Source organism: Mycobacterium asiaticum (assembly GCF_001668675.1).
In the GTDB taxonomy this organism is placed as follows: Bacteria; Actinomycetota; Actinomycetes; order Mycobacteriales; family Mycobacteriaceae; genus Mycobacterium; species Mycobacterium asiaticum_D.
Map to the genome: position 1 here is coordinate 1 of NZ_LZKQ01000224.1, position 12,138 is coordinate 12,138.

The window sequence follows — 12,138 nt, forward strand, 5'->3', positions numbered from 1 at the left end:
TGGCCGGCGCCGCCCGTACCGCCCGTGCCGCCGGTACCTCCGGTACCGCCCAGTCCGCCATTGCCCGGGGGCCCAAACAGCATCCCGGAGGCGCCACCTGCACCTCCCGCGCCGGCGGCACCGGTGGTGGTGGCAGGGGCGGTACCGGCGGCACCGGCGGCGTTGGCGGCACCGGCGGCGGCGCCCTCGAACTTGACGGGTTGAGCATCTGGTTGGCGGGAGGAGGCGGCCATGGCGGGGGCGGCGGCGCCGGTGCCACCGCATCTAACGGCATAGGCGGATTAGGCGGTGCCGGCGGCGGCGGCGGTGGCGGTGGTGTCACGGATCAAGGCCTCGCCTATGGTGGCGGCGGCGGTGGCGGTGGCGGAGCCGCCTCTGCGACAGGTGCGGCTGGAACGGGCGGTCTGGGCGGTTGGGCCTCCTGCGTCGCACCCGATGTCGGCTTGGGTGGCAACCCCGGCATCGGCGGAGCTGGCACGGGCGGCGGGGGCGGCGGTGGCGCCATGGCGATCAACGGTGGTTTCCTTGGGGCGGGCGTCCTCAACGGTGGGGCCGGCACCGACGGTGCCGCCGGCGGGGCCGCCGGGGCTCCAGGGAATGTTTTTGATAACAACATGGGAGGCGACGGCGGCAGGGGCGGCACCGTAGGCCGCGGCGGCATTGGTGGTGAAGGCGGTACCGGCACCACATGGTTTGGCGGGGGCATCGGGCTCGACGGTAAATCCTTATAGCGAGTGACCCGGCGGTCCCGACTTCTTGGCCACCTGGCCCATCCCAATCACACGCTGATGCGCAGTCAGCCACCGACAGCTTAGGGTTCAGCCGAAGTCATCAGGCTATGCGGACCACGGCTTGTTCGAAGTACTGATTATATGCGAGATAGACGGGTTTCTTTCCGGTCGCGCCCAAGAACTCCTGAAAAGCCTTAAACTCATGTGACTCAGCTTCGGGGTAATTATAAAACTCGTCAAACACGATCACTGTGCCCGATACAATATTGTCAGCAAGCTGATCGAAAATTTCTTTTGTTGAAGAATATATGTCACAATCGACATGCAGGAAGGCAATAGGGTCAGATTTTAAAACCTGGTCTTTGAAGTGCGGAAGCGTATCGCTAAACAGGCCTTTTATCAGGGAGACGTTGTGAAGAACCGGCGGCATCCATCCCTCGGCGACCACCCGAAAAGATCCGCGGGGAAAGGTGAGGTCAGTGCGAGTCCAGTCGTCCGGCAGCCCCTCGAACGAATCAAAACCCCAGATACGCTGCTCCGGATTCAGCGCGGCAATAAAGTTGATTGTTTTACCCGTACACACACCCATCTCCAGGAAAGCTCCGCGCAGCGTGACATGATCGGACCCGTACTTCAGCAGTGCCGCGTCTGTGTTCAGAGCCTCCGCATCTCTGAAGTGAGTTGTCACGAACGCCCGCGCCGTCGGTGAATCCCGATAATCCTTATCCATCGGGTAGAAATTAAGGACCTGCCGTCCGCTATGCCATTCTTCGCTGGCGACTGGCATTTTCACTATCCGATCCCAGTCGTACCCGGTGGTATGGGTGTGATCCGACGTCATCGACGGTCTCTTTTCGCGTCAACCCAAAATGGTATCGACGAACTATACGGCATAGTTTCAGATCTGGTTAGCCGATTTCAGCCGATGCCATCTCCGGGACATCGGGTCGTGCACCCAGAGTCGGTCGTGGCGACGAGCCGCTTCCCAGTCATCCAAACTGCCCGAATTTGTCAGCCAGCACTTCGTCTGCCCAAGCGACGATTTGGGGTACGAGCTGCTTCCAGTTCGCCCAGACCGACTCTCCGCGGTCGCGGCTGGCCTCGAGCCGTTCGAGGAATTCCCGGTCGCCCCAAACGGGATCGACAAGATGTGCATTCTGCAGGTTCGCGGCTAGGCGTTCCGACGTCGCGCGGGTGTGATAGTAATCGCTTGCACCGCTGCGGAATACGAGTATGGGAACAGTGATCGCTGCGGCTTCCTCATCCGAAAGCCCCGCCACCAGCGGGTTGCCGCACGCGCAGTAAGCGTGCGCCCAGCGTTCCATCGTTTCTATGAATTGGTGCTTATCCTGCGCAAGGAATCGGCCGCGGTTACGCGGGTTGCGTTCGATGACTTCGGCCCACGTGGGAAGTGCGGCTACATCGGCCATGGTTCCGTTCCACGCTGCCCGGATCGAGGGGAAGTTATACACCTCGGCCAGCGACATACTGCCGAACGCTCCGCCGCTGACCCACCACATCACAACGGCACGAGCGATTTCGGGGTGTCGCGCCGCCGCGAGTAATGAGATCCGCGCCCCTCCGGAGCCGCCGACCAACACCGTCGGTCCGAGGCCCAAATCTATGATGAGCCGAGCGAGCGAGTCCGCCTGCATCACCGACTCCGAGCTGCCTTCGAAACACACCGCTGAGGCGCCACAGTTGAGTCGATCATAAATCACTACTTGCTTACCCCGATCAGCGAGCGCTTCGGCCATCTCGCGAACTCCCCCAGCATCCTTGCTGAAGCGGCCGCCACCGGTAAGTATGTATGGCTCACCTTCGCCGACGATCTCATAAGCGATCTCAAATTCACCTTGTTGCATGACTGGCATAACTACCTTCTCCGACAACATAATTGGTTGTTATAGCTGTTCTTCCCGGAGCAGCTCATCAATCAGCATGCACGTTCGGTGACAAAGGAATTGACCTCGAGAAACTGGTACTGCATCCCGTTCGCGAAGAAGTTCGGCGATGCCTCCCGGTCAGTGCGCCAGTGCGCAGGCGCCTCGTCGCGATTGTTGGAACTAAGCACGCTTCCCCGAACGACGTTTCGAAGTGCGAACGCGTTCTCGGGCATATGGTTTGACACTCTTCACAGCGCGATGGGGACGCTGGCCGGACCGCGCACTGAGCTGGTGTGGACGTACTCGATGTTGGCCTCGTCGATGCGCCATTGAGGGAAGCGCTTTAACGTCTCCTCCAGCGCCACCCGGGCCTCCAGTCGGGCCAGCGCCGCACCCAGACAGAAGTGCGAGCCGTGTCCGAAGCTGACGTGGCGGATCCCGGTTCGCGTCACGTCGAAGACGTCCGGGCGCTCGTACTGACGCTCGTCGCGCCCCGCCGAGCCGGTCAGCAGGATCACCTTCGCTCCGGCCGGAATCACCGTGTCGTGGTAGGTGGTGTCGCGCAGGGCGAAACGCCCCTGGACCGGGGACGGCGCGTCGTATCGCAACAATTCCTCCACCGCGCCGCCGATCAATCCGGGATCCGCCACCAACTTCGCTCGCTGCTCCGGATTGCGCGCTAGGGTCAGTGCCGCCCAGCCGAGAAGTCTGGCGACCGTCTCGTTGCCCGCGACGTTGATCATTGCGATGAACATCAACAGTTCGCCGTCATCCAGCCGGCGTGGTTGCGCGTCGGGCAAGACGACGTCGGAATTCATCAGATCACTGACAATGTCCGTCGTACTGTGTTGGCGGCGCAGTTCGATCTGCTGTTGGTAATAGCCATAGAGCTTCACCGAGGCCTCCATGCCCGCGGCGCTGAGTTCCGTGCTCCCTTCCTCGCGATGCAGTTGCGCGTCCGACCACTCACGCAGGTTGTCGTGGTCCTCCTCGGGGAAGCCGAGGAGCGAGCTGATCACCATCACCGGCAACTTGGCGGAGAAATTCTGAACGTAGTCGAATCCGCCGGTGCCGACGTATCGATCCAGATAGCCCTTGCACAATTGGCGGATGTGGTCCTCCAGCTGAGCAATCCGGCTACGAAAGAACGTGCGGTTGACCATCTTCCGCAGGCAGGTGTGGTCCGGAGGGTCCATCATGATCATCGGCTGGGGCGCGGGCAAAGGTTCTTCGCTGATCGTGTCGAGGATGATGCCGTGCTTCGACGAGAAAGATTCGGTGTCCAGCGATGCCGTCATCACATCGTCGAACCGGCTGAGGGCGTAGAAGTCGTATTCCTGGTTGTAGTAAACAGGCGCTTCGTCACGCAACCGTTTCCACACCGCATAGGGGTCCTTATGCAGAGCCCGGTCGTACGGGTCCCAGCGCAAGTCCGTCGTTGTCATCGACACCACCCTCCGTGTGGAACACTATTACAAAGAATGTTAGATTGCACTGCCGTGCACTAGCATCCTCGGGAACCCGGCCGACGTAGAAGAACTTGCGGCGAAGATCGCCAAGGCGCACGTCCCGATCAATTGCTGACGGTCCATTCCCTGCCCCCGGGCCGGCCCGGCGATCCGAACAGCGACGACGACTGGTTCGTCACCGACTGGATGGACACCACCCGAGCCCAAGAAGCGTTGCAGTTCCAGCATCATTCGTGGCCCGACCTGCAGGCGGAATTGGCGGAGAAGTACCGGCTGTTGCGCTACCCGGGCCGGCTCATCGCCCCAATCGTGCGACTGGCCATGGCGCGACGGTCGCCGTACCGGAAGGCACCCGGTCAGTACGCCGACCCATGGGGGAAAATACGCGCGAAACTTGGCGAGCCGTTATGGGATCGACCCAAAGAGATTCCGACGGGGTAAATTTCGCGGCAACCCCAGTTCGGTCATCATGCGCGGGCCGGAATCGCAGGTGTGAGAAAGGAGGCCTTCATGCGAGTGCCTCGTGCCGTCGCGAACTTCAATCGCCGAGTCACCAATCCCGTGGCTCGCTCGATCACACCGTGGCTGCCGTGCCTGGGGACGCTCGAGCACGTCGGGCGCAAGTCAGGCAGGCACTATCGAACGCCTCTCTTGGTATTCCCGACACGGGACGGCTTTGTCATCCTGATCGGCTACGGCCCTCAAACGGACTGGCTCAAGAACGTATTGGCCGGCGGACCGACGGTACTGCACAAGCGGGGCAAAACTGTCGCATTGGCCAACCCACGGATCGTCAAAAAGGCTGAGGCCGCACCCCTCGTCAAACCGGCCCCGCGGCTGTTCTACCGGCTGTTCCCTTACAACGAAGCGGCATTGGTGCTGACGAGAATCGGTTAGATTGCCTGACGCCGTCACCGGGCTACACGAGCTAGATGAACGCAGGCATAGATTCCCAGCCCCGGACAGCCGACGCTGACGATAAATGTGCGTTCTGGGTGTCGATGTCCCATTCGGGGAAGCGCTTGAGGATTTCCTCGAGTGCGATTCGTGCCTCTAGCCTGGCGAGTGCCGCTCCTAGGCAGAAGTGAGCTCCCACGCTGAATGCCAAGTGTTGACGCGGCTGGCGATGAATGTCGAACGTGTCTCCGTCAGGCGGGAATTGGCGATGGTCACGGCAAGCTGATGCGATCAGCGGCATCATGACGCTGCCTTCGGGCACCGTGCGGCCGTACCACTCAGTATCACGGGTGACGTAGCGGGCGAGGTGCGGTACGGGGGGTTCATAGCGCAGCAGTTCCTCGATCGTCTGTGGAATCAACCGATGATTGGCCGCGATTTCACCGCGCTGGTCGGGATGGTCGGCGAGAACCTTTCCTGCCCAGCCGAGCAGTCGGGTGGTGGTCTCGTTGCCTGCGGAGGCGACGAGACCGATGTAAAGCAGGATTTCGTCGCGGGTCAACTTTCGGCGGACTCCTGCCTCGTCGTCGAACTCGACGTTGAGGAGTTCAGTTGTGATGTCGTCGGAGGGGTGTTCGGCGCGCCAGTCGAGATAAGCGGCGAACACCTCGTCGTAGCGGACGCCTTCCGAGGCCAGGGCCATGGGTTGGCCGGCCTCGGTGAGCAACGCGGCATTCGAGCGTTCCCGGACATGTTCTTGGTCGTGTTCGGGAATGCCGACCAGCATTCCGATGACTCTCATCGGCATCTGAGCGCCGAGGTCGGCGATGAAATCGAAACGTCCGGTTCCGACGAGAGGGTCGAGACATTGTGCGCAAAACCCGCGAATCTTGTCCTCGAGTTCGGCGATCTTGCGGGGAGTGAACATCCGCGCGAGCAATTTGCGATGGATGTCATGAACCGGCGGGTCTTCGAAAACGATGATGCCGGGGGGTATCTCGATGTTGGCCTTGATCACTTCGAGGATCATTCCGCGGGCTGAACTGAAGGTGCCGGTGTCGACAAGCGCGCGACTCACGTCCTGGAAACGACTGAGCGCATAAAAATCGTATTGCTCGTTGTAGTACAGCGGCGACTTCTCGCGCAGCCGCCGGAACACTGGATAGGGATCGGCAAGAAGCTCCACATCGTAGGGGTCGTACCGAATGTCGTGGACCTCACTTACGGGCATTGCCCCTCCTGCCGGTGCAGTGGAACCTGCCGCGATTCCTTGAGTAATCACAGCAGACCTAGCGCCGACTGACAAGACAAATCAGACCGATATGTTGCGTCATCGTTGACTATTGCGGATTCAGGCGGTGTGATGAAGGGCGGGTACTGTGGGCAGTCGCGTGCTATTACTGGGATTTCGCACGGTGTGGCATGTGTGAAGCCAAGGCTTGTCGTTGACCTCGGCTTCAACTCGCAATACTTTTAGCCTCACGTTGTCACGTCGAACGGAACCGGAGCACGATGATGGGCCTTATCCATGCGTAGCCATGGGTGGTCGGGCCGCACGCCGGCCTCCGATGAGGAAGCCGTAAACAGGATTCTAGACGCGGTTGACTCCTTGGTTGCCCAAGGCGGATCGGCCATCCGTGTCAGCGACTTGGCCCGCGTTCTGGGAGTGAGCCGCCAGACCATCTACCGTTACTTTTCTGGCGCTGAAGCGCTAGTGGTCGGCAGCCAGATGCGTTCGGCTAACGGCTTTCTCGATCGTTTAGCCGATCACCTGCGGGGGTGGACAAATCCGGCGGCTGCCGTCGTCGAGGGCGTAGCATTTGCGGCCGAGGAGTTCGCCGACGACCCGCTGATGGCGCGCGTCCTAGAGGCACGGTTACCGGGTGGCACGTCGGCCTCGTTCACCGCTGGTGCGGCATTTGGCCTCGGACGAGAAATGTTCCGACGATATGACGTCGACTGGGCCGCCCATGGCTTCGACCAGGCTGCGATGGACGACCTCATCGAACTCGCTGTACGCACACTCCAGTCGGTTCTGCTCGATCCTCCCGAGCGGCCACTCAACCCAGTGGCACTTCGCAGTCTCTTGGGCAGATGGCTTGGCCCGGCCGTCCTCTACCACCAGCTGACCCGCGACATCGATGCACTAACCGCTCTCACGCAGGCCAGCCAACTGGCTTCCAGCGTTCGCGGATCAGTCAAATTGGCGTGACCAGCGCGCATCCAGCCACCCGGGGCCAACTAACCCCCACCCGCTACGCCGCCGCCCGTACCCACCGATGAACGGCTCTCGTTCACAATGGAGCAGTTCATGGGGTCCGGCCACACCACATCGGTGGCGGCCGGCGAACTATGCCGGCCGTCCTTGCAGGAAACGCTACGTTTCGATTACCAAATCTGACCGGAAAAGGCTGTCGTCGGAACGCCAGTCCTCGAGGAGCTTCTCAAATGCGTAGTAGCCCAAGCCATACAGCTCGCCGGAATAGGTCCTCGGACGCAGCTCGCCCTGTTCGTTGGTGATCTCCTGCCCGTCGTTGTTGAAGTAGCCCGGCGTACATTCTCGAACGAATGCCGAGGTATCTATCGCTACCTCACGAACATGTCTCACATAGGCGTCCTGCGCTTCGAGGCTAGGTTCTACGACACTCGCGCCGCGCTGCAATGCCCTACTGACGATCCACGCGATATGACGACCCTGATTGTTGAAGGTCTCGGTGGTCGACGCGTTGAAACCCCCCTGGAAGAAGCCGACGTAGAACTGGTTGGGGAATCCGTGTGTCATCACGCCGTGCAGAGTCCGGAACTCGTGCGCCCACTGATCGTAAAGAGACCGGCCACCACGACCAGATACCTTGTCGATTCCCCATCTCCGCTGAAGATCGCTGCTCACCTCGAAGCCGCTCGCAAAGATCAAGCAGTCAATGTCGTACTCATTGGACTCGTGGAGGAATCCGCGGCTGGTAATGCGCTCGATGCCGCGCGTCCGCGAGACGTCGAGGAGCTTGACGTTAGGTCTGTTGAAAACGGGATAGAACTCGTCGCTGGAGGCGGGACGCTTGCACATGTGGCGATACCAGGGCTTCAGAATCGCCGCCGTCTCTTTGTCTTTCACCGTCGCGTCGACACGACGGCGTAACCGCTCCATCACTCGATAGTCCATCACCTCGCGCCTGGCGAGAAAGTCCTCCGGAGACTGCGGCCATCCTGTCAGATCAAATTCTGCCGAGAGATTACGATTGATCTCCGTCCAGATGTCACAGATTCCGTCGGGTTCACCGGGCATCAAACCGTCAATCGCCGCCCGATGAAAGTTCACTTGGCGTTCGCGCTGCCAACCAGGCTGCAACGAAGCCAGCCATGCTGGATCTGTCGGCGTGTTGTGGCGCTCATCGACCGTAGATGCCGTTCGCTGAAGCACGTACAACCGCTCGGCGTACCGAGCCAAGAACGGCACCGCCTGGATGGCAGAGGCTCCGGTGCCGACAATCGCGACGCGTTTGTCGGCTAGCTTGGCGAGCACCGGCTCTTCTTGACTGCCACCGGTGTACTCGTAATCCCAACGGGCGGTGTGAAACATCTTGCCCCGGAAGTCATCGAGGCCTGCCACCCGCGGAATCTTCGGCGTGTTGATCGGCCCAAGCGCCATCACCACGAAGCGCGCCCGCAGGTCATCGCCGCGGTCGGTTCCGATGTGCCAGCGTTTGATTGATTCGTCCCAACTCAACGCATTGACACAAGTGTGAAACAGCGCACCGCGGTAGAGATCGAATTTCGTTGCGACACTTTGGCAGTACTGGCGAATTTCAAGACCGTCCGCGAATTTTTTCGTCGGGATGAACCCCGTCTCTTCCAAAAGAGGCAGATAGCAGTAGGAGTCGTTGTCGCATGAGAGCCCGGGATATCGGTTCCAGTACCACACGCCACCAAAGTCGCCTGCCTGCTCGATGATGCGAATTTCGTCGACGCCCGCCATGCGCATGTGGTACCCGGCCAATATGCCGGCCCAACCGCCGCCGAGGATGGCGACCTCGACATCGTCACTCAACGGATCACGGGAGATTCGAGGCATGTGTGGATCACTGAAGTCGAGCGCGCGCGTTCCCTCAGGGGCCGGCGTGTACTGCTCCTGCCCGTCGGGGCGGAGGCGGCGATCCCGCTCTTCCCGGTACTTTTCCCGAAGGTCCGCGATATCAACGTCCTTCGGATCAGGCAGCTGCGTGGGTTCACATGTCATCGCTACTGCCTCCGGGAGCCGTCGTAAAGGTCAACGGAAGGCTTTCCATCGCTAACAGCGCCGCATTAGGTATGTAACGGATCTCCTCTGCCGGGATCGCCAGACTGAGGTTGCGCAGGCGCCGCGCCGTCTGCTGCGCGGCGACGAGCAACTGCATTCGTGCGAGCGAGACGCCTAGACACAGGTGCACACCCGCACCGAAGGTCATGCTCTTTCTGATGTTGGTACGGCTCGGATCGAACTCACGTGGGCACGCAAAAACTGCCTCGTCGTCGTTCGCAGACGCAAATAGCACAAGCAGATGCGCGCCCTTCGGCAGTTCGGTCCCGCCCAACGTCGCCGAACCGGTGGTAACCCGGGACAGGGCCCGCACAGGTGGATCCAGTCGCAAAAGTTCCTCGATGAACCGGCCCATCTGGGCATCGTCGTCGGCAGCAGCGTAGAAATGAGTCGCTATATCAGGGTCTGTCGAAACGTGGAAAAGGATATTGGTGAATGCCGTCGACATCGAATCATGGGTGTTGATGAGAAGCGCGCGAGCGGTGGCGACCAACTCTTCGAAACTCAGTGGCTCCTCGTCTTGCGTTGGGGCCGTGATGATGTCGGACAGCATGTCGTCCTCGGGCTCGGCCATGCGTCTGCGGACGAGCGCGATCAAGTAGTTTTGCATCTCGACCAGATCGTGTGCCGCGCGGATCATGTCTTCGCGCGTGTTCGCGAGGCTGAATTGCGACAAATACGCGCTCCCCCAACGCTTTATGGTGCTCATGTCGAGATCGGTGACCTGTAACTGCTGCATACTGAAGGCGATCGCCATTGGCAACGCGAGTTCATGTAGGCCATCCAACTTCCCTTGCCCGCGCTCGATACAGCCGTCGATCAACTTATCGACGATCTCTTGAAACTGCGGCGCAAGCGATTTCATCCGCTTTCTGCTGAAGGCCTGCGACAACAGGCGGCGCACCCGCGTGTGTCGTGGTGGGTCGATGTTGGCGACGTCGGGGAAGAATCCGCCGCCATCCCGTTTGAGTATGTCTTTCACCTCATCGAGGTGGCCGTGTGCCATCTGTTGGTAATAGCCGAGTTCCTGTGAGAACAGGACAGGATCACGAAGCACTTCAGTTAGGTCCTCGTGCCGTGACACCAGATACATTCCCAGATCCTCTTCGAAGTGAACCGGGTCTTGCTGGCGAAGCGCGCGGTAATAGGCGAACGGCTTCTCTTGAACAGCCGGATCTACGAATGACACTCCGTCGAGAGAATCCAGACTTTCGACGGTAACCGGGCACTCGGTTTCCACGTTCGACTCCTCTGTCGTCACAGGCTCTCCCCTCCGTCCATCACGTGTTGGCACCGACACTCGCTTGAGCGCGAGGCGACTGGTGTTTGCCGTCCCACGTGTCGGGACCAATTCCCCGTTGGCGCAAGTCAGCTTTGATAACACGCAGGGTCGCTTGAGTTTTCGGAAGTTCATCCACGAACTCGATGTAGCGAGGGACCATAAACCGGGTCATCCGGCTCTGCAGATCCTCATGAAGATCCTGCGCAGTGATGGTGGATCCGGGCCGCCGCACCGCGAACAGCAGCACCTCGTCTTCCACGCTGTCAGCCGGCACCGCAACTGCGGCACATTCGACGATCTCCGGGTTACGCAGTACATCGGCTTCCACCTCGAACGACGAGATGTTCTCGCCTCTGCGACGGATTGCGTCCTTGAAGCGGTCGATAAAGATGTAATCCCCGTCTGGCGTGCGAACGAGCGCATCCCCGGTATGGAACCATCCATTGCGCCACGCGGTTGCCGTCGCTGTGTCGTCGTTCAGGTAGCCCGCGTTCATCACCCACGGCACTCGAGAACGCACCACACACTCCCCCGCGGTTCCATCGGCGACTTCATAGTCGTTGGCATCCACGAGACGCACTTCGAAGCCCGGATAACCATCTCGCAGCCGGCCGACGGTCCGAGCGTTGGTCGGGTTCCAGCCCGACCTTATTGCCACGCCGCCCTCCGTGCTGTTGTAGACGGTGCAGACGCGGACGCCGAACTTAGCACTGAACTCTCGATAGTTCGAGCCGAGCGGTGCCATGAATAGATTCTTGAGAGTCGTTGGCCCCGAGGGAGCATTGTGATCACGCATTAGTACGTCTGCCATCGAGCCCACGAGCATGCCGGTCGTGACTTTGAATTTCACGACGTCATCCCAGAAACTCACCAAAGCAAACCGCGATCTCATGACAACCTGTCCGCCAACCATTGCCGCGTTGTACGGAATCGACTTCGAGCCGAAATGTGCGTGCGAGGTCGTGCAGTAGAAAATATCCGCGGACGTGAGGTCCTCGATCGGAAACGTCCCCGAATTGATCGAATGCAGTTGACCCCATGGCAACCTGACGGCTTTAGAGGGCCCGGTGGTTCCGGAAGTATAAGTGATACAAGCAATGTCGTGAAATTCCGGCACGCTGCTTCGATCACGACCGGCGGTTATGTCAACACTCACACTCGCTGCGCGGGTGATGCCTGGCAGAGACGAATTCTGTTGGGAAACGTATCCGTCTTCATCAAGCACAAGCACACGTTCGACAGTCCTTAAGTCTGCGCCGACGGCCTCGACGACGCTCACATACTGGGGGGCCACCACGAGTAACTGGGGAGCACAGTTGTTGACGGCGTATGCGAGCATGCGCCCACGAAATTCCGGATTGGTCGCCGCATCGATCGCGCCTATGCTGGCGAGACCCAGCCAGACGGCCACAGAATCCAGGCCTGCGTCGAGGATGGTGACAACGACGTCGCCGCGCTCAACACCGAGTGCTACGAAACGTGCCGCCCATTCTTCTACCGACGATTGCAGTTGACTCCACGTCGCGGACAGGCCGTCAACGGTCCGGATGAAGGTGCGGTCGGGCTCCTCGACCGCCAT

General features: G+C 60.3%; 10 protein-coding genes and 1 pseudogene. 4 read left to right on the plus strand and 7 right to left on the minus strand.

What is annotated here, in order from left to right; genetic code table 11:
- On the plus strand, positions 1–731 hold a 731-nt coding region (locus A9X01_RS30900; RefSeq protein ID WP_436405286.1), incomplete at its 5' end, for a hypothetical protein.
- Positions 732–831: 100 nt separating this feature from the next.
- On the opposite strand, the gene A9X01_RS19225 is transcribed toward A9X01_RS30900, so the two are convergent.
- The 3 genes from A9X01_RS19225 to A9X01_RS19240 form a co-directional block, all read right to left on the minus strand.
- Positions 832–1,572, minus strand: coding sequence for a TylF/MycF/NovP-related O-methyltransferase (locus tag A9X01_RS19225; protein ID WP_081282472.1), 741 nt, complete (start codon positions 1,570–1,572; stop codon positions 832–834).
- Between the two features lie 148 nt (positions 1,573–1,720).
- Positions 1,721–2,605 (minus strand): alpha/beta fold hydrolase, encoded by an 885-nt coding sequence (locus tag A9X01_RS19230; protein WP_065122276.1) that lies wholly within the window; start codon positions 2,603–2,605, stop codon positions 1,721–1,723.
- A gap of 260 nt (positions 2,606–2,865) precedes the next feature.
- Complete coding sequence (locus A9X01_RS19240; protein WP_065122307.1) at positions 2,866–4,062, minus strand: cytochrome P450; 1,197 nt, start codon at positions 4,060–4,062, stop codon at positions 2,866–2,868.
- Between the two features lie 147 nt (positions 4,063–4,209).
- Between A9X01_RS19240 and A9X01_RS19245 the strand changes: the two are divergent.
- Together A9X01_RS19245 and A9X01_RS19250 are read left to right on the plus strand one after the other, a co-directional pair.
- Positions 4,210–4,527, plus strand: a pseudogene (locus tag A9X01_RS19245) (NAD-dependent epimerase/dehydratase family protein); the annotation flags it as partial.
- A gap of 69 nt (positions 4,528–4,596) precedes the next feature.
- Positions 4,597–4,983, plus strand: a complete 387-nt coding sequence (locus A9X01_RS19250; protein WP_065122308.1) for a nitroreductase family deazaflavin-dependent oxidoreductase — start codon at positions 4,597–4,599, stop codon at positions 4,981–4,983.
- A gap of 31 nt (positions 4,984–5,014) precedes the next feature.
- Here A9X01_RS19250 and A9X01_RS19255 read toward each other — a convergent pair whose 3' ends face one another.
- A complete protein-coding gene (locus A9X01_RS19255) occupies positions 5,015–6,214 on the minus strand; it encodes a cytochrome P450 (protein ID WP_065122279.1) in 1,200 nt (399 codons plus the stop codon).
- Positions 6,215–6,511: 297 nt separating this feature from the next.
- Here A9X01_RS19255 and A9X01_RS19260 point away from each other — a divergent pair, with 297 nt between their 5' ends.
- Positions 6,512–7,195 (plus strand): TetR family transcriptional regulator, encoded by a 684-nt coding sequence (locus A9X01_RS19260; protein ID WP_065122280.1) that lies wholly within the window; start codon positions 6,512–6,514, stop codon positions 7,193–7,195.
- Positions 7,196–7,360: 165 nt separating this feature from the next.
- On the opposite strand, the gene A9X01_RS19265 is transcribed toward A9X01_RS19260, so the two are convergent.
- The 3 genes from A9X01_RS19265 to A9X01_RS19275 are packed head-to-tail and all read right to left on the minus strand — an operon-like array spanning position 7,361 to position 12,138.
- Positions 7,361–9,217: a flavin-containing monooxygenase gene (locus A9X01_RS19265; RefSeq protein ID WP_065122281.1), complete on the minus strand. Its 1,857-nt coding sequence runs from the start codon at positions 9,215–9,217 to the stop codon at positions 7,361–7,363.
- Positions 9,207–10,538, minus strand: a complete 1,332-nt coding sequence (locus A9X01_RS19270; RefSeq protein WP_172832565.1) for a cytochrome P450 — start codon at positions 10,536–10,538, stop codon at positions 9,207–9,209. The genes A9X01_RS19265 and A9X01_RS19270 overlap by 11 nt, the downstream gene beginning before the upstream one ends.
- Before the next feature lie 19 nt (positions 10,539–10,557).
- Complete coding sequence (locus A9X01_RS19275) at positions 10,558–12,138, minus strand: AMP-binding protein (RefSeq protein ID WP_155772172.1); 1,581 nt, start codon at positions 12,136–12,138, stop codon at positions 10,558–10,560.

Excerpts from the sequence above, each read along its gene's own strand:
- A9X01_RS19225 (WP_081282472.1), bottom strand. The coding sequence starts at position 1,572 with ATGACGTCGGATCACACCCATACCACCGGGTACGACTGGGATCGGATA.
- A9X01_RS19230 (WP_065122276.1), bottom strand. The coding sequence starts at position 2,605 with ATGCCAGTCATGCAACAAGGTGAATTTGAGATCGCTTATGAGATCGTC.
- A9X01_RS19240 (WP_065122307.1), bottom strand. The coding sequence starts at position 4,062 with ATGACAACGACGGACTTGCGCTGGGACCCGTACGACCGGGCTCTGCAT.
- A9X01_RS19250 (WP_065122308.1), top strand. The coding sequence starts at position 4,597 with ATGCGAGTGCCTCGTGCCGTCGCGAACTTCAATCGCCGAGTCACCAAT.
- A9X01_RS19255 (WP_065122279.1), bottom strand. The coding sequence starts at position 6,214 with ATGCCCGTAAGTGAGGTCCACGACATTCGGTACGACCCCTACGATGTG.
- A9X01_RS19260 (WP_065122280.1), top strand. The coding sequence starts at position 6,512 with ATGCGTAGCCATGGGTGGTCGGGCCGCACGCCGGCCTCCGATGAGGAA.
- A9X01_RS19265 (WP_065122281.1), bottom strand. The coding sequence starts at position 9,217 with ATGACATGTGAACCCACGCAGCTGCCTGATCCGAAGGACGTTGATATC.
- A9X01_RS19275 (WP_155772172.1), bottom strand. The coding sequence starts at position 12,138 with ATGGCGGTCGAGGAGCCCGACCGCACCTTCATCCGGACCGTTGACGGC.